General features: G+C 46.4%; 18 protein-coding genes. 8 read left to right on the top strand and 10 right to left on the bottom strand.

Annotated features, from left to right (window positions below; all coding sequences use genetic code 11):
* The first annotated feature begins 48 nt into the window (after positions 1-48).
* From EA408_08395 to EA408_08370, 6 genes are all read left to right on the top strand, one after another.
* A complete protein-coding gene (locus tag EA408_08395) occupies positions 49-1002 on the top strand; it encodes a PorT family protein (GenBank protein ID TVR71653.1) in 954 nt (317 codons plus the stop codon).
* A gap of 100 nt (positions 1003-1102) precedes the next feature.
* Positions 1103-1870: a HesA/MoeB/ThiF family protein gene (locus tag EA408_08390; GenBank protein TVR71652.1), complete on the top strand. Its 768-nt coding sequence runs from the start codon at positions 1103-1105 to the stop codon at positions 1868-1870.
* 22 nt (positions 1871-1892) lie between these two features.
* Entirely contained in the window at positions 1893-2597 is a 705-nt protein-coding gene (pepE, locus tag EA408_08385; protein ID TVR71651.1) for a dipeptidase PepE, read from the top strand.
* Between the two features lie 87 nt (positions 2598-2684).
* Positions 2685-5342: a hypothetical protein gene (locus EA408_08380; protein TVR71650.1), complete on the top strand. Its 2658-nt coding sequence runs from the start codon at positions 2685-2687 to the stop codon at positions 5340-5342.
* Positions 5343-5360: 18 nt separating this feature from the next.
* Complete coding sequence (locus EA408_08375; GenBank protein TVR71649.1) at positions 5361-6521, top strand: sensor histidine kinase; 1161 nt, start codon at positions 5361-5363, stop codon at positions 6519-6521.
* A 141-nt stretch (positions 6522-6662) separates the two neighbouring features.
* Positions 6663-7922 carry a U32 family peptidase gene (locus EA408_08370; protein TVR71648.1) on the top strand — a complete coding sequence of 420 codons (1260 nt, stop codon included), beginning with the start codon at positions 6663-6665 and terminating at the stop codon, positions 7920-7922.
* A gap of 93 nt (positions 7923-8015) precedes the next feature.
* On the opposite strand, the gene EA408_08365 is transcribed toward EA408_08370, so the two are convergent.
* The 4 genes from EA408_08365 to EA408_08350 all read right to left on the bottom strand — a co-directional run bounded on the left by EA408_08365 (position 8016) and on the right by EA408_08350 (position 14285).
* On the bottom strand, positions 8016-8729 hold the full coding sequence (locus EA408_08365) for a hypothetical protein (GenBank protein TVR71647.1): 714 nt from the start codon (positions 8727-8729) through the stop codon (positions 8016-8018).
* 120 nt (positions 8730-8849) lie between these two features.
* Positions 8850-11675, bottom strand: a complete 2826-nt coding sequence (locus EA408_08360; GenBank protein TVR71646.1) for a response regulator — start codon at positions 11673-11675, stop codon at positions 8850-8852.
* A 296-nt stretch (positions 11676-11971) separates the two neighbouring features.
* A complete protein-coding gene (gene rsgA / locus EA408_08355; protein ID TVR71727.1) occupies positions 11972-12910 on the bottom strand; it encodes a ribosome small subunit-dependent GTPase A in 939 nt (312 codons plus the stop codon).
* A gap of 43 nt (positions 12911-12953) precedes the next feature.
* On the bottom strand, positions 12954-14285 hold the full coding sequence (locus EA408_08350) for a GTPase (protein ID TVR71645.1): 1332 nt from the start codon (positions 14283-14285) through the stop codon (positions 12954-12956).
* 132 nt (positions 14286-14417) lie between these two features.
* Here EA408_08350 and EA408_08345 point away from each other — a divergent pair, with 132 nt between their 5' ends.
* Complete coding sequence (locus tag EA408_08345) at positions 14418-15032, top strand: DUF479 domain-containing protein (GenBank protein TVR71644.1); 615 nt, start codon at positions 14418-14420, stop codon at positions 15030-15032.
* A 12-nt stretch (positions 15033-15044) separates the two neighbouring features.
* Here the strand turns inward: EA408_08345 and rodA are convergent, their stop codons facing one another.
* From rodA to purH, 6 genes are read right to left on the bottom strand one after another with little or no spacing between them, the layout of a single operon-like run.
* Positions 15045-16469: a rod shape-determining protein RodA gene (rodA, locus tag EA408_08340; GenBank protein ID TVR71643.1), complete on the bottom strand. Its 1425-nt coding sequence runs from the start codon at positions 16467-16469 to the stop codon at positions 15045-15047.
* Complete coding sequence (gene mrdA, locus EA408_08335) at positions 16453-18309, bottom strand: penicillin-binding protein 2 (protein ID TVR71642.1); 1857 nt, start codon at positions 18307-18309, stop codon at positions 16453-16455. Before mrdA ends, rodA begins: the two co-directional genes overlap by 17 nt.
* 53 nt (positions 18310-18362) lie before the next feature.
* Positions 18363-18869 carry a rod shape-determining protein MreD gene (locus EA408_08330; protein ID TVR71641.1) on the bottom strand — a complete coding sequence of 169 codons (507 nt, stop codon included), beginning with the start codon at positions 18867-18869 and terminating at the stop codon, positions 18363-18365.
* Positions 18862-19692, bottom strand: a complete 831-nt coding sequence (mreC, locus tag EA408_08325) for a rod shape-determining protein MreC (GenBank protein ID TVR71640.1) — start codon at positions 19690-19692, stop codon at positions 18862-18864. Before mreC ends, EA408_08330 begins: the two co-directional genes overlap by 8 nt.
* 18 nt (positions 19693-19710) lie before the next feature.
* On the bottom strand, positions 19711-20733 hold the full coding sequence (locus tag EA408_08320) for a rod shape-determining protein (protein ID TVR71639.1): 1023 nt from the start codon (positions 20731-20733) through the stop codon (positions 19711-19713).
* Between the two features lie 59 nt (positions 20734-20792).
* Complete coding sequence (gene purH, locus EA408_08315; protein TVR71638.1) at positions 20793-22316, bottom strand: bifunctional phosphoribosylaminoimidazolecarboxamide formyltransferase/IMP cyclohydrolase PurH; 1524 nt, start codon at positions 22314-22316, stop codon at positions 20793-20795.
* A 144-nt stretch (positions 22317-22460) separates the two neighbouring features.
* On the opposite strand from purH, the gene EA408_08310 reads away from it, so the two are divergent.
* Entirely contained in the window at positions 22461-23711 is a 1251-nt protein-coding gene (locus tag EA408_08310) for an ABC transporter permease (protein ID TVR71637.1), read from the top strand.
* Positions 23712-23730: the final 19 nt, after the last annotated feature.

Here is a 23730-nt window from a genome sequence, read left to right as displayed (position 1 = left end):
TCCTACGGTTACAAACAATTTCATATAAATCAATTTAATTTTATAACTATGAAAAGCAAAATAATAAATATAGTTATCTTAAGTGTAACTATAAGTACGGTATTACATGCCGGGCATATAACTGCACAAACAGGCGAGGAGATGATAAACAGGGTTGAGATGCTGGAAGAAGGAACGCTTGATACAGCCGTAATGCAGGGCGATGAGCCCGGAAGAAGGACTGCACAGGCCAGGAGATATGACACCACAACCATATCGCTGGGCAACAGGGATATAACCATAATTGAGGCAAACGGGAAAACCGACATAAGTATTTCTGACCGGGGGAGGATGGACCGTCCAGAATCATACCGTCGCAGCAGGCCGTTCAGGGGTCACTGGAGGGGTTTGGACATCGGACTGAATAACTACGTAAATTCTGATTTTTCAACTTCACTTGGCGCCGATATGGATTATATGGAGCTGGCCGCTGCCCGTTCGGTGAACCTTGGAATTAACGTGCTGCAGTACAGCCTTGCCATTTCAGATAATAATATCGGGCTGGTAACCGGGGTTGGATTTGAGTATAACAACTACCGTTTTTCCAACGATGTAAGCATAATCAAGGAAAATCGTGAAATAGTCCCGGTATGGTATGACGACCCGGGAATCAGTGTCGACAGGTCAAGGTTAAGGGCCATATATTTGAATGTTCCCCTTCTCCTGGAGTTTCAGACCAGGCATACTAGCCGTGCGCGCCGGGCTCATTTTGCCGCGGGTGTTACCGGCGGTGTTAATATCGGATCAAATACACGTGTTGTTTACAAAGATAATTCCAGCAGAAGCCGGGAGAGAGTCAGGGATGATTTCTATCTTTCGCCTTTCAGATATGGAATAACTTTACGCGCAGGTTACAGGTCGATGAATCTTTATGCAAATTATTATCCGGTTGCCCTGTTCCAGGATGGGAAAGGGCCGGAATTGTACCCGTTTGCCATAGGGTTTTCCCTGCTAAGCTTCTGAATTTCATGATACATCTTTGACCCCGGAGGCTCACGCCCCGGGGTTTTTGTTGTTATTTATTCAGAATCGGACTATTTTTGTATAAAGAAAAAAAAATTCTATGGGAGAATTGAACTCACTTACCGAACTGGAAAAGAAAAGATACAAGCTTCAGATAATGCTACCGGGTATCGGGGCAACAGGCCAGGAGAAGATCCGGAATGCCAGGGTGCTTGTCGTAGGTATCGGGGGACTTGGATCGCAGGTATTACAGTATCTGACTGCCATGGGAGTTGGCACCCTTGGGTTTCTTGATCATGATGTGATAGAGGAGGTTAACCTCAGCCACCAGGTGCTTTACGGGATGGATGATATCGGAAAGCTTAAGGCAGTTGTTACCCGAAAAAGGCTTTCTGCGATGAATCCGCTGGTCCAGTTCAACATGCTTAATGTACAGCTTAAGAATGACAATACTGGATCCATTGTGCCCGGATATGACATTGTTGTGGATGCCACAAATAAAAGGGAGGCGCACTACCTGATCAATGATGCATGTTTGAAATATGGAAAGGTTATGGTTCTGGGTTGTGTGTGCAGCAAGCTGGAAGGCAGGATTTCGGTGTTCAATTATAATGGCGGACCCTCCTTCAGGTGCATCAGCCCCAAAGGTCATTCAAAAGATCCGGACGACGATAAGAACATAACTGGAATGCCAGGCATCCTTCCCGGTGTGACCGGTGCGTATGTCGCCAACGAGGTTATCAGGGTGATAACCGGAAGTGACGATATCCTGTCAGGCAGGATATTGCTGATAGACATATTCGGGCACCAAAACCGTACAGTTCCTGTCTCCAGGAATCCGGCAAATTTTGAGAACCTGCCGGAATAATAAATAAAGTCAACAGATTATTATGAAGCTACTGCTTATAAGTAATTCAACCAATGCCGGGGAGGAATACCTGCAGTATCCCTTGGGCAATATAAGGGATTTTCTTGGCACATCACCGGTAAAGGCGCTTTTTATTCCCTGGGCCGGGGTTACGGTCACGTGGGATGAATATGAAAAGAAGGTTAAGGAACGCTTCAACCAGGCCGGCCATGACGTTGTTTCGATACATCACTTTAGCGATCCCGCCGCTGCAGTCAAAGACGCAGAAGCGATTGTTGTTGGTGGCGGTAACACCTTCAGGCTTGCAGAACAGCTGCACCGGCACGGGCTTCCTGAACTTATAAGGGAGTGTGTAATGTCAGGAACACCTTATATCGGATGGAGCGCCGGAGCCAATGTGGCGTGCCCCACCATCTGTACTACAAATGATATGCCTGTTGTCCAGCCCTCCTCTTTTGAAATGTTCAACCTGGTGAAATTCCAGATAAATCCGCACTATCTTGATGCAAATCCCGATGGTCATGCCGGAGAGACCCGTGAAATGAGAATTGCCGAGTATACCGAATTAAACCGTCAGAAATATGTTGTCGGGCTAAGGGAAGGCACTATGCTCCTGATCGAAAATGGTTCCATAAGGCTAATCGGCAGCCGAAATATGAGGGTATTCAAATATGGCAGCAACCCGGTCGAACTTGGTCCGGATGATGATGCCTCCTTCCTTCTTTGAGGTGTCAGCAACAAAATATGATCTGATATGTCAATACTTTTGGCCTGAGAATTGCGTTTATTCGTAAATCCTGGTAATACCATCTTAATGTTGCGAGTTTTCAAATATTTTCTGGCAGTACTGATTTGTGTCATTGTTGCAGTCGGAGTGGCGGGTCTGATAATTGCCCACCGGTACCAGGATGATGTAAAGCGGATGATTGTCGAGGGCATTAACCGTAATGTCAATACTGTTATAGTGGTCGGCGATCTGTCATTTTCCGTACTCAGGAGATTTCCTCATGCATCAGTGGAGTTTCGTGATATTGTGATCATGGCCCCTGATGATTTCAGAACGGGGAACAGCGAACCCGGCGAAGGAGACACCCTTTTTACTGCCCGGAATTTGCACATGCGCTTTAACATGAAAGACATCTTCAGGGGAGTCTATACCATAAACAGTATACATGCCAACGGCGGCCGGCTTATCCTGGCTGTAAATGACAATCAGAAGGAGAATTATCGTTTCTGGAAAGAGGACACTTCTTCTGCCGGGAATTTAAGTATAGACCTTCAGGATGTGCGATTCAATGATTATCGGATTAAGTTCCTTAACAACCTGAAAAATGTTGGTTTTGACCTAAGCGTTGACAGGATGTATATGAAGGGGCAGATTGGGAGTTCCCGTTACAGGTTAAGTGGCATTGCTTCAGGTAGCAGCAGGGAGATCAGATACGGGGGGATCGTCTTCACCGGAAGCCGGGAAATTGAGGCCAGAGTGGCTGTTAATGTGGCTGACAGCCTTTTTGTTATTGAAAACGGGACGATAATGCTTGAGAATATAAGCCTGACGGCATCGGGCCAGTATCAAAGCTATCCTGAAAGTATTATCGATTTGAATGTAAGGGGCTACAATATTGATCTCGCCTCGGCAGCCGGAATGCTTCCGGCAAGCTCTGCCTTTTCCTCAGGCGAATACCTTTTTTCAGGTGAGTTTGACTTTGATGCTTCCATTAACGGAGTTGTGACAAAAACGACCTCTCCCGCAGTCACGGCGGCATTCAGTTCAGAAAACGGGGGAATGCTTCACAGGAAATCCGGCATCAGTATTGACAAGGCACGGGTCAGAGGATACTACTCAAATGGTACCGGACGTAATGCGACTTCTTCATCTGTTGTTGTGAACAGTTTTTCCTCCACCCTGGGAAGAGGAACTTTACACGGCAAAGGCACCTTGTCAGATTTCTCTTCGCCAAAAGTTGATTTCAGCCTGACAGCCGATATACTTCTTGAAGAACTGGCAGGTTTTTATCAGCCGCCAAACATAAATCTCATGTCGGGCCGCATTAAAACCGGTATTTCAGGATCCGGAAACATTGGAAACAACAGTGCGTTCAATATCGGATTGTTGCGCGGGCTAAACCTGGGCGGTGATCTGGCCCTGAGCAACGGAACGATTGAATTGTCGGATGGAAAATACAGGGCCACCGGTATTGAAGGTACGTTTGGTTTCGGAAAGGTTCTAAGAACCAGTGGTCTGATGTTCAATATTGGAGAGGACCATTTTCACCTGCAGGGGGAAATAGAGAATGGCCTTGCCTGGCTGCTTGGTGAGGACCAGGTAATGAAAATTGGTGGCCATTTCAGATCACACGGCATTAACCTCGATAACTACATTATTCCTTCAGCCGGTGAAGGAACAGGTGCTGCCGAGCCGCTGCAGTTTCCGGGCAATGTTGATCTTAACCTCGATTTTATTATCGAACGGCTGGATTTCAGGAAGTTCTCCTCTGCTGATTTCAGCGGGAAACTAAGTTACCGGCCTGGTATGATGGTCCTTAATTCTATTGAATTTGAATCAATGGAAGGATCGGTTTCTGGCAATGGGGTTATTTATCAGAGGCTTAATGGCGATTTTATGGTGCAGTCGCAACTAGATCTCAAAGATGTTGATATTAACAGAATGTTTGATACTTTCGGCAATTTCGGGCAGAACTTCATTGACGGAAGCAATCTTAAGGGAAGCCTTTCAGGAAGTGTCGGACTGGTTTCTGAATGGAACAATGAGCTTCGGGTTTTCAGTGAGAAGATCATCGCCGACAGCAGGCTGGTAATAGAAAATGGCGAACTCATAGATTTTAAGCCAGTTCTCGGACTTTCGCGGTTTATAGATGTTTCCGAATTGCAACATATCCGTTTCTCAACACTGCAAAATGAGATATTTATCCGTAACCGGCTTCTGACCATCCCGCAAATGGACATCAACTCGACGGCTTTCAATATAAGCGGCGCGGGAACACACGATTTTGACGGTAATTTTGATTACCGCATGAGGGTGCTGTTATCGGATGTTCTTTACGGTAAGGCCAGGCGATCAAGGCCGGAAACTGAAAAGTACGGCATAGTGGAGGATGACGGACTTGGCAGGACAAGCTTATACCTTGCGGTTTCAGGAAATACTGATGATTACCGGGTTACGTTTGACCACCGGGCGGTGCGTGAAGTCATAAGGGATAATATTGCCGCTGAAAGAAGTAATCTAAGACAGATTCTTAATGAGGAGTTTGGATGGTTTGGCTCGGGCGGGCAGGAAAGGGTTGAGAAAGTTACACCGGAACGCAGCACCGGTTTCAGGATAATCTGGGAAGAGGAAGATGAAAGGGCACGTGACACCTCCGTAAGGGAAGCCGGTCCTGACCGGAGGCAACAGGAAAACAGGCCCCGGTTCAGGATAGAATGGGATGAGGAGGAGAAGCCCGGTAAATAATTTATTATATTTGGCAGGATGCAGATATACCTGAAAAAGCAGCAATGGAAACTGGGACTTTTTTTTCTGGCGGTCCTGATTGGGGTGACCTCGCTTCTTGTAACAGACAGCCTTGTAAAAAGCCTCGCCCGTGAGGAGAGGAAAAAGATGGAATTATGGGCTGAGGCCACAAGGGCTATAACCGATATGGAATCGGAGCTTACCGATTACTCCTTCTTGCTGAGAGTGATCCTTGACAATGAAACAGTACCTGTTATGGTTGTCGATGATGACGATAATATCCTGCAGTTCCGTAACCTCAATCCCTCGCGCACTGATAATCCGGAATATCTCCGCAGGCAGCTCGCCACCATGAAAAGCAAGAATGATCCTATAGTCATAGAGTTTGATGATGGTTTGCAGCAATTCATCTATTACAAGGATTCAAGGTTGCTGGTATGGCTGGTATGGTATCCATGGATACAGTTGCTTGTAATATTCCTCTACCTGCTGATTGCCTATTATGCTTTCAGTGTATCACGCAAGGCTGAGCAGAACCAGGTATGGCTGGGAATGTCAAAAGAGACTGCACACCAGCTCGGCACTCCCACTTCGTCGCTTATGGCCTGGCTGGAGCTGATAAGGGAGAAGGGCTATGAAGAGGGGATGCTGGGTGAGCTGGAAAAGGATATCAGCAGGCTCCGGAAGATAACTGCAAGATTTTCGAAGATCGGTTCCAGACCGGCACTTAAGGAGAAGGATATTGTCCCTATCCTTGATAACACGGTGGACTATCTTCGGGAAAGGGCGCCAAAGTCAATTTCGTTTGAGAAGGATTATGACCCTTCTGCCAGGGTTGTGCTGCCTGTTAATGAAGAACTTTTCGGATGGGTTATTGAAAATGTGTTCAAGAATGCGCTTGATGCTATAAATGGAGAAGGCAATGTGAAAATATCACTTTCCCCTGCAAACGGAAAGGTGAATATTGATATAAGCGATACGGGAAAGGGTATACCAAGGGGTAGGTTCAAAACCATTTTCAAGCCGGGTTACACCACCAGGAGGAAGGGATGGGGTCTTGGGCTCTCGTTGTCGAAGAGGATTATTGAAGAGTATCACGGAGGACGTATCTTTGTGCTCCAGTCAACCCTGAATGCCGGCACTACCATCAGGATAGTGATGTTGCATGCTGGCCAGTGACCAATGTGGTTCAATTGGCTTCGCCGGTTTCACCCGCTTCGCTGGAACATATTCCCAACCCTCCGGGTTGGTTGCAACAAATATCATTTAATGCTTCGGGGCACTGTCGCGGGGTAGTTTATTCAGATAGAGGAATGTTGAATGTCAGATCTGGCAGATAATATCAGAAGGGAGGATGTGACAATAATGTCGCCCGCAGGTTCTTTTGAATCACTGCAGGCTGCCCTGCAGGCCGGTGCAGGCGCTGTCTATTTCGGAGTTGACAGGCTGAATATGAGATCCCGGTCCAGCGGAAACTTTTCGGCAGGTGATCTGGGCACTATTGTACGGTTGTGCCGGAAAAGCGGTGTTAAATCGTGCCTGGCAATAAATACCATGCTGTATGATGATGATCATGGCATGATGCGTGAAATCGTGTCAGAGGCAAAAAAACAGGGTGTTTCTGCCCTTATTGTGTCAGATGTTGCTGCAATGGAACATGCGTTCCGTGAAGGAATGGAAATGCATCTTTCAACCCAGCTCAATATTGGCAACAGCGAGGCGGTCAGATTCTTTTCACGGTATGCATCGGTGATTGTCCTCGCAAGGGAGTTAAATCTTGAGCAGGTAAGAAAAATTTCAGATGTAATTGAACGTGATAATATTACGGGTCCCACAGGTGAAAAGGTGAAGCTCGAAATGTTCATTCACGGCGCACTCTGTATGGCTATTTCCGGCAAATGCTATCTTAGCCTTCATGAAGCCGGCCTGTCTGCAAACCGCGGATCATGCCTTCAGATCTGCAGGAGGGCCTATACGGTAAGGGAAAAGGAAAGCGGGCGCGAGCTGGAGATTGATAATGAATACATTATGTCGCCAAAAGACCTCTTGACAGTGCATTTTTTGAACAAGATTATTGCCGCCGGTGCAACGGTTCTTAAGATAGAGGGTCGTGCCCGTTCACCTGAATATGTAAAAACGGTTACCGAATGCTACTCAGAGGCGCTGGATGCCGTTTTTGACGGAACATATGATGAGGCCCGTATCGGTGAATGGAAAAAGCGCCTGGGTACCGTGTTCAACAGGGGATTCTGGGATGGCTGGTATCTGGGTCAGCCACTTGGCGAATGGAGCGATGTTTACGGTTCGAAGGCCGCCACCAGGAAAATATACGCCGGCAAGGCAACAAATTATTACGCTAAACTCGGGGTGGCGGAGTTTCTTATAGAAAACGGGCAGGTCAGAGAAGGTGATGAGATCCTGATAATCGGGCCGACCACAGGTGTGATTGAGATGAAGGTCGGTGGGATGAGAGATGATGACGGTCCTGCATCTGTGGTAGGCAAGGGCGGGAATTGTGCCTTCAGGACTCCCTCTGTTGTCAGGCGGTCTGACAAACTTTACCGCAGGATACCCCGGTGATCTTCACCGGCGACCCTTGAATATTCCGGTTGCCCGGCCCGATTGGCAACCCTGGGGCTGCCAAAAAGAGCTGGAGTAAATGTTCCGGCAGAGTTATTCGAGGTGATCGGGATGAGCTATTTCATACAGGTATTTTTTCCTGATAAACTGCATCTGCTCAATTGTAATGTCTTTTCCATAAATCCGCACCACATCGGCAATGTCTTTAAGATACAGGGCGCCCAATGCAGCGTCATAAGTATAGTTTTCAACGTTACCCCTTATGTAGAAAGTAATTTTCCTGAAAAACTCCCATTCCGGTTTTTCAGGTATTTCAAAATAGTGCATTCTGGGTTCATCCAGATCCCTGTATATATGGTCATCGACTTTCTCAAGCCGGAAAAATTTCTGCAGTCTGATCAGCGCTTCACCACTGAACTTCTTTTGTTTCATAAATTCAACGCCTTCTTCGCTGAGGGCTTCCTGCAGCTTCAGGACACATCCGAAACAATCCAGGCCCCTGGCACGAATGAATTGGTAATCATTTCCGCGAAAGCGTACTTCTCCGTAACTGATGTCACAGGTTGACGGAAAGATCTTCCTGACCTTCCTGCCCTTTCTCAACAGGTCTTCACCGTCATAACGCCGGGCAGTAACTATATAGATGCTGTTTGGTGCGGGATTTTCGGGCAGGTTGCTGCCGTGGTATCCGGGGAAAGGGTGGGCACTCTCAAGCACGAGTGTGTTGGGCAGAATGTTGTGCTCAACATTGATGAGGTCCTCTTCCTTGGTTATGCTTCCTGGGGTATTTATTGTTTTATCATCCATCAGTTCTGTAATTTAGTGGTATTTCGCCGGTAATGGTCCGGTTATTACAAAAATAGATAATTACTCACAATAAGTCAATAACAGTTACGCAGGGACAGTGGTGATAAACTGTCCTGGTTTTTATTCTGAAAAGTTTTTTATAATGATGTTTTTCAGCAGCTCAATGCGAACGGGTTTCGGCACAAAATCGTTCATTCCCACTTCAATTGCTTCGGTTTTATCGGTTTCTGAAGCATTGGCGGTCATGGCGACTACAGGCATGGTGTAACCTAGTTTACGGATCTCATACGTTGCGTCAAGGCCGTTTTTTACGGGCATGCGGATATCCATAAATACTATATCATATTCTTTTTCCCGCACTTTTTCAACGGCTTCTTTTCCGTTTGAGACGAGATCGATCTCATAACCAATACTTTTGAAAAGGGATTGCGCAACTATCTGGTTAACATGGTTATCTTCTGCAACAAGGATCCTGAGACCCGGTTTTGTTTTCTTCAGATGCTGTGTTTTGGCAGATGGTATGGCAACATGAAGGAAATTATTCTGAATGATATCGAATATTTCCGAAGCATCATATGGTTCGATAAGGTAATGATCTGCACCAAAACGCTTGGTTTTGACAAAGTTACCCGGTTTATTTACAGAGCTTGTAATTATGATCAGGTAATTTTCGTCAAGATGGTTCTCATGAAGGCTGCGGGCAATCGAGAAACCATTGCTCTTTTCAGAATCCACTATTACTATGATTGAATAGTTTATTGAAGGGTCATCATTGCTGTAGCTTTTCAGCGTATCTATGGTACTCTCGTTGAATGTTGTTGTATCACAGGCAATGCCAATTTTGCGCAGCATCTTGTTAATTTCCGGCTTTTCTTCTCCGGGATCGGCAAGGACCAGCGCTTTTATATCCTTATAGTCGGTAATATGGTCAATCAGGAGGCGTTTTCCGGATATGTCATTCGAGTATGCCTGCACGGAAAAAGTTATCCTTGTTCCCGGTCCCCCTGTTTCGGGGTTTGAATAAAGGGGGCTTTCGATCTTCATATCTCCCTTCATCAGCTTTATGAGCTGGCAGGTCTTCTTCAGACCGGGGCTTTGCAGAGAGAGGTTCTCGCAGAGGTCTCCTTCACTGTTAATAGCGTCAGCCAGTTCCTGTCCGATACCATTGCCGGTATCTTCAATGATAAAATCAAGGATTATATTTGATCCTTTCTGCTTCCTGGTTTCAACTTTCAGCCTGATCTCACCCTCGCTGGTGTATTTGAGGGAGTTGCTCAACAGGTTGGTAAGTGCCTGGCGCAGGTGAAACGGATCACTGATGATGTTCTTGGGAACATTTTCAGCAATGGTTGTTGTAAGAACCAGGTTTTTCTCCTCAGCTTTGACCGATAATGGTCTTACTGCAACATCAATCTCGGCGGGAAGGACAAACGGGATCTCCTCCACAATGGTTTTGCTGAGTTCCAGGCTTGAGTAATCAAGGATGTCATTAACAACCAAAAGTATGTCTTCGCAACAACGTTTTATCAGCGCTGTTTTTTCAAGCGTCTCATCCTCCGGTTTCATTTCAGACTCCAACGCATTGGTTATATTGAGTATACCGTTGAGCGGATTTCGGATATCGTGGCTGACCCGTTTAAGGAACTCGGTCTTCGCTTCTCCGAAAATATATTCTTTTTTTCTTGCCTGCTCAATGGGAGTGATATCGATAAATGCGTCAACCCATACCTTTTCCCCCAGAAATATTGCCGGTATTTCCTTTTTATATACGATCACCTCGTTCTCGCCGGAATCATAGTAAACGTATTCACTGGTCCTCTCTTCGTAATTCTGTTCTTTATCGCCGGGGTAATGACGGGAAAGGAAAAACATATTTGAAAAGTCCTTGCCCATGACACTTTTCGGGTCATCCAGGCTGAGAATTCCGGCCGCAGTACTGTTGATCATCTTCACCTTTCCCTCAGAGCTTTTTATTATTATACCAACCGGCAGTGATTCAAATATTTCCCTGATGGCCTTTTCAGATTCCTGCGACCGCAACCTGTCTTTTCGTTCGTTCCTTATAAACCAGGTAAAGAACAATATCACGACCATGAGAACGACGAATGTTGCAGCTGCTATTGTCAGAATGCTGTTTATGATGTAGGATAGAACAATGCTGGTGTCAAGAGAGAAGACTACCAGCATATCCTGCTGCATGGGTCTGACAGGATAGAAGGCTGAAATTACCCTGAGCCTTCTGTCTGCGTCATCAATCCTGTGTATTATGGTTGCCGGCGTGTTGGGCTCCGGCCATATTTCAGCAAAATTTTCTCTCGTAGCCATGTCGGGAAGATCGGGTCCGAAGTTGCTGAAAATGATCTCGCCATCTCTGTTGATCAGCCACTGCCAGAGGGTTTCCTCAATATGAAAATTTGCAAAAACAGATTCGATATACCGCCTTGTATCTATTCGTATTACCAGGTTTGCCGCAACCCTGTTGTCCCTGAACGCCGGTAACACGAAAACTGATTCTCCCGAGATGTCTTCCATTTTCTCCTTTTCGTAAAGCTCACGCTGCACCCGGGAAACATATATGTCGGTTACCAGGTTGTTGCTCCTGTCTCTGAAAACATTATAGGCATTGCGTTCATTATCGTATAGAGAAATACTGGTTATAAGCTGTTTGTATTTCGAAAAGAATACATCCATCTTCATTATGCTGCTTTCCATTATTTCGGGATCACGGAAAAATTCAGACATGTCTTCGGTGAAGAGGATATAGTTGAGTTCATTCATGAAATTTGAAACATGCTGCTCAATCTCCCAGCTGCATATTTCAGTTTGCCGGACCAGCATATTCTCCTGGAAACTCACCTGTTGCCTGTAAATATTGTGGTAATAGTAGATATTGGCTGCGACCAAAACCAGGAAAACGGCTGCGAGTGAAAGGTAGATCCGGTTCATATTCCAGTAATATCCGGGAAAGATAAAAAATATTAACTGAAAACAAAAAAGGGCTTACCAGGAGCACAACCGGCATAATTTTGGCGATATGCATCCAGCCTGCTCCGCAATGACCTGCTTCTGTCCCGCCTTGCTTCCGGCCAGCACTGCAATGTCCCGCGCCTGTCCTGGTCTGCGTGCGCCATGTAATTCCAACAGCCAGCACTGCAATGTCCCGCGCCTGTCCTGCACTGTCCTGCGAAGGTTTCACTATCGTCCCTGCATGCTTGCCCGGGGTAATTGAAACGCGGTGTTGTTCAATAGCTTGAGGTACGGTATTTCCCCGTGTCTTCGTAGTACAGGCTTAAATAGCTTTCATACCGGCTCATTGCCAGGCTGCCCCCGGCTGCCGCCTGCTTTACCGCACAACCGGGTTCGTTTGTATGCATGCAGTTATAATACCGGCAATTTTTTGAAAGTGAAAAAATATCGGGAAAAAAGTGAAAGATCTCGTCCCTGTCCATCTTTATTATGCCAAAACCCTTTATTCCGGGGGTATCTATGATGTACCCACCCGTTGTCAGTTCAAACATTTCTGAAAATGTTGTGGTATGCCTTCCCGTTTTGTGATATTCGGAAACCGGCCGGGTTTTAAGGTTGAGTGAAGGGTCCATTGCATTTATGATAGATGATTTGCCCACCCCCGAATTGCCTGCCACCAGGCTCATCCGGCCTTTCATTTTTGAAATGAGCTCATCAACCCCTTTCCTCTCAACTGCCGATGTCCTGACCGATTCATAGCCAATCTTACTGTATAAATCTGCCAGCTCTTCCATTTCGGCTGTCAGCTCTTCGTCGTAAAGATCGGTTTTGTTGAAAATTATTACCGCGGGAATCTCATAGGCCTCGCTCGTAGCAAGGAATCTGTCAATAAACCTGAGAGTTGTCCGGGGCCTTGTAAGCGAGATCATCAGGAATGCCTGGTCAAGGTTGGCGGCGAGCACGTGGGTCTCTTTCGACAGCTTTGATGCCTTACGTATGATGTAGTTTTTCCTGTCGAGTATTTCGGTTATGACCCCGGTGGTCTCTCTTTCAAGCCGGTAGAAAACAACGTTGTCGCCCACAGCCACCGGGTTGGTGCTGCGAATGCTGCTGGTTCGCAGCCTCCCTTTTATCCTGCAAGGCACTTTCTTTTTGTTTTCATCAAGCACCGTGTGCCAGCTTCCGGTCGTTTTTATTACAAGCCCTTTTTCCAACAGCGTCAATTTTAGGTATTCAACTTCCCCATAGTGCTTATTTTTAAATACTCCCCTCTTTTTCAAGAAAGCTGCCTATCAGTTCATCCAGGTCGGGTTTGCCTATTTCCTGCAGGTCGTAACTTACCTTCGTTGCCGGTTTGTTTATCCTGACAATCCTTCCCAGGTCAATGGGAGTTGCTATTATCACCGAATCGCAATCAGTATTGTTGATCGTTTGCTCGAGGTCCTTTATTTGTTCCTTGCCGTAACCCATGGCCGGCAGCAGGGTGCCTATATCAGGATATGTCTCAAAGGTCTCCTTCAGCCTGCCAACAAGGTAGGGCCTGGGATCAACGAGTTGACTGGCGCCGAACTTTCTTGCAGCGAATATTCCCGGCCCCACTTTCATGTTGCCGTGAGTGGTGGTTGGTCCGTCTTCGATAACCAGGACCCTTTTCCCCCTTATCACTTCAGGGTCGGCTGCCAATATGGGATATGCGGCATCAACAACAACCGCACCGGGGTTTACCTTCCTGATGTTTTCCCGAAGCAGTTGGACATTATCGGGGTTTGCACTGTCTATTTTGTTTATCACCACAATGTCGGCCTTTCTTAGATTTACCTCCCCGGGGAAATAGCTGAGCTCGTGACCTGCCCTGTGCGGATCGGTGACCGTGATCATCAGGTCTGGCCTGATAAACGGAAAGTCGTTGTTTCCTCCGTCCCACAATATTATGTCTGCCTCTTTTTCAGCCTCATCAAGAATGGCCTGATAATCGGCACCTGAATATATAACATTTCCTCCTGTCACATAATGCTCATATTCTTCCATTTCTTCAATGGTGCAATTGTTTTTTTCCAGGTCTTCGATAGACTCATAACGCTGTACTTTTTGAAGTTCAAGGTCGCCATATGGCATCGGGTGCCTTATGGCAACTACCTTAATGCCCCTGTCATTAAGGATCCTGACAATTCTTCCCGATGTTTTGCTTTTTCCGCAACCTGTTCTGACTGCACCTACTGCAATTACCGGCCTTTTGCTTTTAAGCTGCGTATGTGCAGGGCCGAGCAGAAGGAAATCAGCTCCCGCTGCATTTACAATGGCACTCACCGACATGACCTCCTGGTAGGATATATCAGAATAGGAAAAGGTGCATATATCTGCATTAAGTTCAGGTATCAGCAGGGCCAGCTCATCCTGCGGATAGATCGGGATTCCTTCAGGGTAATTTTCGCCTGCGAGCTCAGCCGGGTATTTTCTGCTTTCAATTCCTGGTATCTGTGCAGCAGTAAATGCCACGACGTTATAATTCTCATTGTTACGGTACCAGGTGTTGAAGTTATGGAAATCCCTTCCTGCGGCACCGATTATGATTACGTTTTGTTTTGGCATAAAAGACGGGTTTAAATGATTAATATTTGTAAATATAAAAAAACATATTCGCATGTTTAATTGTTTCACTCATTTATCATTATCTTTATTGGGAGAATTGTTCGACTTTTAACTCTTTATCAATCAGGCAAATTGAATTTTCTGGCTCACATATATCTTTCAGGCAGCTCTGACGAAGTCAAAATCGGGAATTTTATAGGTGATTATGTAAAAGGCCGGAATTACGAGAAATACCCCGATCTTGTCCGCAAGGGGATCCTGATGCACCGTAAGATTGACAGCTTTACAGACGCCCATCCGGTAGTAAACAGGAGCAAGAGTCACCTGAGGAAAAAGTTCAGGCGATATTCAGGAGTTATCGTCGATATTTTTTATGATCATTTCCTGGCGAGCGAGTGGCACATGTTTTCTAAACACCCTCTTCCTCAGTATGTTGTCAATATGTACGAGATACTGGTAAGCAACTATTTTATCCTTCCCAATGAGATAAAGACTTTTTTGCCGTTCTTTATAATTAACAACTGGCTGGAATCCTATACCAGCATTGAAGGTATTGAGGGTGTGCTGAGGAGGATGACCAAACGGACCTCATTGCCTAACGAGACCCCTTTTGCAATTGCTGAGCTGCGAAAAAAATATCATCTTTTCAGGGATGATTTCCTGGAATATTTTCCCCAGCTGGTTGCCTATATAGAGGAGAAACATGATATAGAGGTCAATGAATTCCATAGCCCCGGCTATGTGTGATGCTGATGACCATTATTTCATGTACTCCATCCTTCCTGCATCAAACTTAAGCAGTATAAAGAGCATCAGCGTGAATGCCCACATTGAGGATCCTCCATAGCTGATAAATGGCAGGGGAATACCAATAACAGGCACCACCCCGATAGTCATTCCTATGTTGATGACCAGGTGGGTAAAAAAGATGGCAATGACCGAGTAGCCATAGATACGTGCAAACGATGATCGCTGTCTCTCGGCAATTATCAGCAGTCTGAGAAGGAAGATCACAAAAAGCGCCAGCAAAACCACTGAACCCACGAAACCCCATTCTTCGCCAATTGTGCAGAAAATGAAATCAGTACTTTGCTCAGGCACGAAGTTGAACTTTGTCTGGGTGCCCTGCAGGAATCCCTTTCCTGTGAGTCCCCCGCTGCCAATGGCTATTTTTGACTGGTTTATGTTATAACTTTGGCCCATAGGATCATCCTCAAAGCCGAGAACTATGTTTATCCGGCTCTTCTGGTGCGGCATAAGCACATTATCAAAGACATAATCAACAGAATATGTGTATATAATGGCCGTAAACAGAAAACCAAGCACAACAGGAGCATTACTGACCCTTCCTATAAGAGTTATAATAAGCAACACAAGCGTACCCGATGCTGCAGCCACTATAAGCTGGATGTCGATCAGGGTATCAGGGCTAAAAAGCCGGTATATACCTGTTACTGCTCCCGATACCAGTGCAAATATCAGCAGGCCCCTGGCCGTTAACTTAAAATTGCGGACAATTAAAGCCAGTACGGCAAATGATGTAAGTAATAACATACCGAGCATGGCGGTTTCGGTCATCAGCAGGGCCAGGACTGACAACACACCCAGAAGGAAAAAGAACAGCAATACCCATCCGTTCAATCCCTCCCTGTAGAGCACAAGGAGGAATGAGAAAAAGACAAGTGATGAACCGACATCCGGCTGCAGCAATATAAGCATTACCGGGAGCAGTATGATAGCGGAAGATTTGAAAAGCACCTCTGCATCATGTATCTTCTGTTTGGTGTTGCTGAGATATTGCGCAATTGCCAGGGCTGTGGCCATCTTGGCAAATTCTGCAGGTTGTATTTGAATTCCCCCGAACTGGAACCAGGATTTTGATGCATTCACCTCTGTGCCGAAAAACAGCACAGCCAGGAGGAGCAGAATTGTGAAACCATAGAAGAAGTATGAGAAGAAAAGGAAGAGCTTAATATCGGTAAGCATTATTGCAAAGGCTATCACCAGGGCCGCAATGATCCAGATAAGCTGTTTGCCGTAACGCTGGGAGGTGTCGAAAATACTGCTGTGTGTTTCGTCATATACTGAGGAATATATGCTTACCCAGCCGATAAGCAGCATTACCATGAAGATAATGACAGTCAGCCAGTCAAGGTTGATCCATATGCTATTGCTCCTGCTCATCGGTAGAGGCAACTAAACGGTTAATAAAATCTGCCTCAAGCATTCTTTGCTCCAGCCATCTCCTGTTGGCAGCAATCTCACCATTAAGGTATTTCTCTATCATCAGGCTTGCAATGGGCGCAGCCATAGCCGCTCCGAAGCCAGCATTCTCAACGTAGACCGCTATGGCGATCTGCGGATTATCCCTTGGAGCGAATGCTATGAAAACAGAGTGGTCATCCCCGTGCGGGTTTTCGGCGGTTCCTGTCTTCCCGCAGATATCGAGACCGGGAACCTGTGCAATCCTTGCCGTACCTCCTTCAGGACCGTTAACCGCCCTGTACATGCCTTCAATCACAGGCTCAAAATTCACAGAATCAATAGTGGTATAAAGCTTATCGCGATATATGGGGTCGATGTATGACCCGGCGACATCTTTCAGGATATGGGGGGTTATGTAGAAACCACGGTTGGCTATGATTGCACTGATGTTAGCCATCTGTATGGGGGTGACAGAGAGTTCACCCTGCCCCAGTGCAAGCGATACCACCTGCAGGGAGCGCCACCTGTTCTCACCGTAGAACCTGTCGTAATAGGTTGCCGGAGGCACGAATCCCCTGAGTTCGTTAGGAAAGTCTGTCTCGAGCTTCTCTCCAAGTCCGAATGACCTTAAATGGTTGTGCCAGACATTGAATCCGGCAGTGACTGATCCGTATTTCGGATGGTCAAGCAGATCCCTGAAGATGTGGCAGAAGTAAGTGTTGCATGATACCTGTATTGCAGCGGCCATTGCTACCGGACTTACATGGTGCCGGCAGCGCACCGTCAGCCTGCCAACTGAATAATGTCCGGGGCAGGTATGGCTGATCACGTCGTCAATTATCCCTTCCTGGAGTGCCACAAGACCGTTCACTACCTTGAATGTTGAACCCGCAGGGTAGTGTGCCATCAGCGCCCTGTTGAACAGTGGGTTCAGCGTATCTGATGAAAGCTGCCTGAAGTTACCGGTACGTACCCTGCCAACAAGAAGTTCGGGGTTGTAGGTGGGTGTTGAAACCAGCGAAAGGATCTCACCGGTTGAAGGCTCAATTGCAACCACGCTTCCGACTTTGTTCCTCATCAGCTTTTCACCATAAGCCTGGAGCGAGGCATCAAGTGAAAGGGTCAAATCATTGCCCACTACTGCCGGCACATTAAAACGGCCTTCCTGGTATGAGCCCATTACCCGGTTGTGTACATCAACAAGGAAAACATTAACACCTTTCTGCCCCCTGAGTACCTCTTCGTATGTTTTCTCAACACCTGTGATACCGATATAATCACCCATTACGTAACCCGGGTTTTCTGCTATCATCCTTCTGTCAACTTCGCCTACATAACCGAGTACGTGGGCGGCAATATCATTGGAGTATTTCCGGAGTGTTCTGGGCTGCACATAAAACCCCGGATATTTATATAGTTTCTCCTGAAGAACGGCATATGTGCGCGCCGATATCTGCTTCAGAAAAACCGATGACCGGAACCTTGAGTATTCGCGGGCTCTGGCAATTTCGTTATCGACATACTCTTTCGAAATTTCAAGTATGGTGCAGAATTCAACAGTATCGAACGGAGCAAGCTGGGCAGGGACCACCATAAGGTCATATGCCGGCTCATTATATACCAGCAGTTCCCCGTTCCGGTCATATATAAGGCCCCGCGAAGGGTACTGGGTCACATTCCTGAGTACATTACTACTGGCACTAAGCTTATAGGAGGGATCCAGTACCTGTAATATGAAGAGCCTTACCAGAAAGAAAAGCACCGGAAGCACCATCATTGCGCCGATAATATATTTCCTGTCAGAGTAATGGTCCTTCATTGTATATCAGGAATTATAAAAGTTATAAACAGTTTTCCCCGGCAGCCTGGAGGTTACCGGCGGTAGATAAAATACTGGCTAATCACCACAAGGAACAGTGTAAATGCACTGCTTAGGATTACCCGTGTAAAAGTGTGAAAAAAATCGCTCAATCTGAAGACCTCAATATAGAACAGAAAAAAATGGTGAGAAAGTATGAGTATTGCTGCATATTGAAAGAACCACGAAAAACCGTAGTAATATATTCTTGGAAATGTGCCCGTGACATATCCGTCACGGGGTGCAAAATATCCCAGAGCCGAAGGCCTGACAAATGCCATGAATACCGTAGCAGAGGCATGCATTCCGGGCGTATTCGAGAATAGGTCAATCGATAATCCCAGCACAAATGCAAGGCTGAGGAGCAGCCACCCCGGTGTTTCAAAAGGCAGAAGGATTATAAAAAGCACATAGAAATAGGGATTCACAAATCCGCTGATCTGGATATTGTTCAGAATAAATACCTGGAACAATACAAGGACTATGATACGCAATATGTTACGCAGGATTACCTTAATCATATTCTGAAGCTTCTTCCAGTTCAAGTAATTCTTCCCTGAGCAGATCCTGAATCACATAAACATGGTTTAGTTTTCTGAAATCGGTGGACAACCTTACTGTTACAGCCCAGAAGTTTCCCCCGTAAATTTCAAAATCGGTAATGGTCCCCACCATTATCCCTTCCGGAAAGATGGCCGAAAACCCTGAGGTCACAACCGAATCGCCCCTGTTGAGAATAACATGGTGGGGGATATCTGTCAGAGTTGCCTTTTCCGGATCTGTGCCGTCCCAGAACAGAGAACCGAAGTATCCGGTATTCTTAAGTTTAGAACTGATTCTCAGATCGCTATTCAGGAGGGGTAATACCGTTGAAAAATTATCTGACACACCAGTAACGATTCCAGCCACGCCGCTTCCCGAGATAACAGCCATTTCTGGCTCGATACCGTGAAGAGCTCCCCGGTCAAGGCTTATGTAATTGTATTGCTTATTGACCGAGTTGGCAATAACATTTGCGGGTATATAGTTGTAGCGTCTTTCCCATTCTCCTGTTGGCCCGGCTTCCTCAGGCAGTGGTGTTGCAATACGGTATGAAGAAAGCAGTTCGTTTCTCAGCATGCGGTTCTCCTCGTGGAGAGCCTGGTTAGCCTCCTGAAGGCTTAAGTATTGGGTAAGTGTGTGGATCCTCGTATTGATAAAACCGCTTATGTTTCTTGAAACATTGAATGCAACAGTGTTCTGATAATTGTTATTCTGAAAAACCAGCACAAGCGCTGTTGCTTCAAGAAGAATGAACAGCAGGGCGAAATGGTTGTTCAGTATGAATCTTATCAGATTGCGCATTTGCCGGTTCCCTCATTTTTATCTCATAAGGAATGAAAACTTATCAACGTTTTTCAGTGCAATTGCCGTTCCTCTTGCAACAGCATGAAGAGGGTCCTCTGCCACGTGGAACGGTATATTGATCTTGTCGGTCAGACGCTTTGACAGTCCTCTCAGGAGTGCCCCTCCGCCTGCCATATTGATACCCCGGTTTACGATATCGGCATAAAGCTCAGGCGGTGTCTGTTCCAGAACGCTCAGCACGGCCGACTCGACCTTGGAAATAGATTTATCAAGGCAGTGGGCAATTTCCTGGTAGGAGACCGGTATTTCTACCGGCATGGCAGTCATCAGGTTCGGTCCTCTGACAATATAGTCAGGAGGCGGATTATCGAGGTCGGGCAGGGCCGAGCCCACATTTATCTTTATATCTTCGGCTGTACGTTCGCCAATTTTTATATTGTGCTGGTGCCTCATGTAGGCCTGTATGTCGCTCGTAAAGCTGTCGCCTGCAACCCTGATGGACTTATTGCAGACAATTCCCCCCAGTGCGATAACCGCGATCTCTGTGGTGCCTCCGCCAATATCCACTATCATGCTCCCGTCGGGGGCCTCGACGTCTATTCCGATGCCTATGGAGGCTGCCATGGGCTCAAAGATCAGGAACACGTCTCTTCCGCCGGCATGTTCGGATGAGTCCCTCACAGCGCGGACCTCCACCTCTGTACTGCCCGAAGGGATGCATACCACCATTTTAAGAGACGGGCTGAACAGCCTGGGCTTGTTGTTGATTATCTTGATCATCCCCCTGATCATCTGCTCTGCTGCGTTGAAGTCGGCTATTACCCCATCACGCAAAGGTCTTACCGTTTTGATGTTTTCATGCGTCTTCCCGTGCATCTGCCTGGCTTTCTCGCCAATGGCAATCAGCTTTCCGGTTTTCTGGTCAATTGCAACAATTGAGGGTTCGTCTACAACAATTTTATCATTGTGGATGATAATGGTATTCGCAGTACCGAGATCAATAGCAAGTTCCTGCGTCAAAAAAGAAAATAGGCCCATATTATATAGTGGTTAAAGAGTTGGTAAATAATCTATTCAAGGCAGTATGTTTAACCTGCCTAATGCCTGAAGTGCCTTACACCTGTAAAGACCATCTTCATATTGTGCTGATTGCAAAAATCAATCGAGTCCTTGTCCCTTACCGATCCACCCGGCTGTATTACTGCAGTTATACCTGCTTCACCGGCAATTTCAACGGAATCGGCGAACGGGAAAAACGCATCAGATGCCATTACGGCGCCATTCAGGTCGAAACCTCCGGTCCTGGCTTTTTCAATTGCATGCTTCAGGGCGTCAACCCTGGAAGTCTGGCCCGCTCCGCTTCCTATGAGCTGACTGTTCTTTGCCAGTACAATTGCATTTGACTTTGTATGCTTTACTATCTTGTTGGCAAACAGAAGATCGGATGTTTCCCTTTCGCCGGGCGGATTTTGTGTAACCACTTTTAGCCCTGATGCAGACTCCGTGCGTGTGTCACTGTCCTGCACCAGGACACCCCCGGTAACGGTTCTGATGACCTTATCAGGCAGCGTGACATTTTCAGCTATAAGAATTATCCTGTTTTTCTTTCCTTTCAGTATCTCCAGCGCTTCATCACTGTAACCGGGTGCAATGATCACTTCAAAGAAAAGGTTGTCCATCTCGGCCGCCGTGGCGTTGTCTATTTCCCGGTTGGTGACCAGCACGCCGCCGAATGCAGATACGGGATCTCCGGCAAGAGCCGCTTTATAGGCACTGCACAGATCATCTGCTGAAGCAAGTCCGCAAGCATTATTATGCTTCAGTATTGCAAATGTTGTTTCGTCGAACTCGGCGATCAGCTGACAGGCGGCATCTATATCAAGCAGGTTATTGTATGATATCTCTTTGCCGTGAAGCTGTTTGAAGGGGAACCCTTCATCTTCATAATAAACGGCACTCTGGTGGGGGTTTTCACCGTACCTCAGCTTACGGCCGTTTCGGAAGTTAACGGAGAAACTGTCGCTTTCGGTCCCGGTAAACCAGTTATAAATAGCGGTATCGTAACGTGATGAAATCCTGAATGCCTCGCCGGCCATTTCTTTTCTCTCTTCGAGGGTTGTTGACCCCTCCTTCTTTTCAAGAATTTCCAGGAGTGCCGGGTAATGATCCCTCGATGGAATTATCAGGACGTCCCTGAAGTTCTTGGCAGCCGCTCTTATCAGTGAAATACCGCCGATGTCGATCTTTTCGATAACCTCTGTTTCAGATCTCCCTTCAGCCACTGTTGCTTCAAATGGGTACAGGTCTGTTATGACCAGGTCAACCCTGGGAATACCGTATTTTTCAAGTTCAATATTGTCAGAATCCACATCACTTCTTGCCAGTATGCCTCCGAAAATCTTTGGGTGCAGGGTCTTGACCCTCCCTCCAAGGATTGAGGGGTAACCGGTAAGGCTTTCAACACGGATGACGGGAATATTGTACTTTTCAATAAAATCGGCCGTTCCTCCGGTTGAATATATCCGGATATCAAGTTTCTTAAGTGCCTCTGCTATCTTTTCAAGGGATCCCTTGTGCCAGACTGAGATAAATGCCGAGGAGAATTTTCTTAAAGTGCTCATTAACAGGAAATTATTTTCTACCTGCAAAGTTATATAAAAAGTTAAATATATTGCACGTGCATTAAAAAATTCATGTATTTTTACTTGCCGGAAACTATTTTAGCCCTGATGTTTTTCATGATTATTGCATAACTACATAACAGAATGATTTTAATAAAGTTACTAAAGGAGAGTCTGATATTTGCCTTTAGCAATGTGATGGTGAACAAGCTTCGCACCCTGCTTTCACTTCTGGGAATAACCATTGGAATATTCGCCATTATATCGGTATTTACGATTGTAGACTCGCTGGAAAGAAATATAAGGGAGAATATTGCACAGCTTGGTGACAATGTTATTTATGTTCAGAAATGGCCATGGGCCTTTGATGCCGATTATGCATGGTGGGTCTATATGAGGCGGCCTGTTCCCGACTTACGTGATTATGAGGAGATACGGCGAAGGTCGCAGAATGCTGAGGCGGTTGTTTTCTCGGTTTCCACCGGCGGGATGGTAAGGTATAATGGGACCTACCTTGAAAATACCGGGATATGGGCAAATTCTCACGAATTTGAGACTATACGGCATTTTGAGCTTGAGCGCGGAAGGTACTTTACCCCGTTTGAATCTGCCACCGGCCGCAACCTTGCCATTATCGGCCATGAGATCTCGCAGCGGCTGTTCGGTGGTATGGATCCCCTGGGCCGTGAAATCCAGATCTCGGGGAGAAGGGTAACCGTGATAGGTGTTGCTACCCGTGAGGGAATGGATATGGTTGGGGGCGGGAGTCTTGATGAGATGGTGCTAATTCCGCTCAATTTTGCCAGGACAATGTATAATATCAGGTCAGACCGGCTAAACCCGATGATCATGGTAAAAGCACTCCCCGGTGTGTCGAACCAGGAGCTGATAGATGAACTGCGACAGGTATTGAGATCGGCAAGAAGGCTTTCGCCGGCGGCAGACGACAATTTTGCCCTGAACCAGGTTAGCGCTATAAGCCAGGGACTTGATCAGATTTTTGTGATGATCAACCTCGTGGGATGGATTATCGGGGGGTTTTCAATACTTGTCGGCGGGTTCGGCATTGCCAATATTATGTTTGTTTCAGTTAAAGAGAGGACAAACATAATCGGAATACAGAAATCCCTTGGGGCCAAGAATTATTTTATTTTGCTGCAATTCCTTTACGAATCGTTACTGCTGGCGCTTGCCGGAGGAATCATCGGGTTGCTGCTCATCTTCGGGGGAACGGTCCTTATTAGCAGCACCTCCGATTTTAACATAACACTTACCGGGGGTAATATCGGGCTGGGATTGTTCGTTTCGGCAGTTATAGGGATAATTGCAGGCTATGCCCCGGCATATGCAGCATCCCGCCTCAATCCGGTTGAAGCGATTAACCATACCTTCTGATCTGCCGGGGCGTGACTTT

It is taken from the genome of Marinilabiliales bacterium, from assembly GCA_007695015.1.
Taxonomy (GTDB): Bacteria; Bacteroidota; Bacteroidia; order Bacteroidales; family PUMT01; genus PXAP01.
This window is presented reverse-complemented; position numbering and strand designations above follow the sequence as displayed.

Bases quoted from the DNA above. Each gene is read 5' to 3' on its own strand.
- EA408_08370 (TVR71648.1), top strand. From the start codon at position 6,663: ATGTCAGATCTGGCAGATAATATCAGAAGGGAGGATGTGACAATAATG.
- EA408_08360 (TVR71646.1), bottom strand. From the start codon at position 11,675: ATGAACCGGATCTACCTTTCACTCGCAGCCGTTTTCCTGGTTTTGGTC.
- EA408_08350 (TVR71645.1), bottom strand. From the start codon at position 14,285: ATGCCAAAACAAAACGTAATCATAATCGGTGCCGCAGGAAGGGATTTC.
- rodA (TVR71643.1), bottom strand. From the start codon at position 16,469: ATGAGCAGGAGCAATAGCATATGGATCAACCTTGACTGGCTGACTGTC.
- mreC (TVR71640.1), bottom strand. From the start codon at position 19,692: ATGCGCAATCTGATAAGATTCATACTGAACAACCATTTCGCCCTGCTG.
- purH (TVR71638.1), bottom strand. From the start codon at position 22,316: ATGAGCACTTTAAGAAAATTCTCCTCGGCATTTATCTCAGTCTGGCAC.
- EA408_08395 (TVR71653.1), top strand. From the start codon at position 49: ATGAAAAGCAAAATAATAAATATAGTTATCTTAAGTGTAACTATAAGT.
- EA408_08390 (TVR71652.1), top strand. From the start codon at position 1,103: ATGGGAGAATTGAACTCACTTACCGAACTGGAAAAGAAAAGATACAAG.
- EA408_08365 (TVR71647.1), bottom strand. From the start codon at position 8,729: ATGGATGATAAAACAATAAATACCCCAGGAAGCATAACCAAGGAAGAG.
- mrdA (TVR71642.1), bottom strand. From the start codon at position 18,309: ATGAAGGACCATTACTCTGACAGGAAATATATTATCGGCGCAATGATG.
- EA408_08310 (TVR71637.1), top strand. From the start codon at position 22,461: ATGATTTTAATAAAGTTACTAAAGGAGAGTCTGATATTTGCCTTTAGC.
- EA408_08320 (TVR71639.1), bottom strand. From the start codon at position 20,733: ATGGGCCTATTTTCTTTTTTGACGCAGGAACTTGCTATTGATCTCGGT.
- EA408_08330 (TVR71641.1), bottom strand. From the start codon at position 18,869: ATGATTAAGGTAATCCTGCGTAACATATTGCGTATCATAGTCCTTGTA.
- EA408_08375 (TVR71649.1), top strand. From the start codon at position 5,361: ATGCAGATATACCTGAAAAAGCAGCAATGGAAACTGGGACTTTTTTTT.
- pepE (TVR71651.1), top strand. From the start codon at position 1,893: ATGAAGCTACTGCTTATAAGTAATTCAACCAATGCCGGGGAGGAATAC.
- EA408_08380 (TVR71650.1), top strand. From the start codon at position 2,685: ATGTTGCGAGTTTTCAAATATTTTCTGGCAGTACTGATTTGTGTCATT.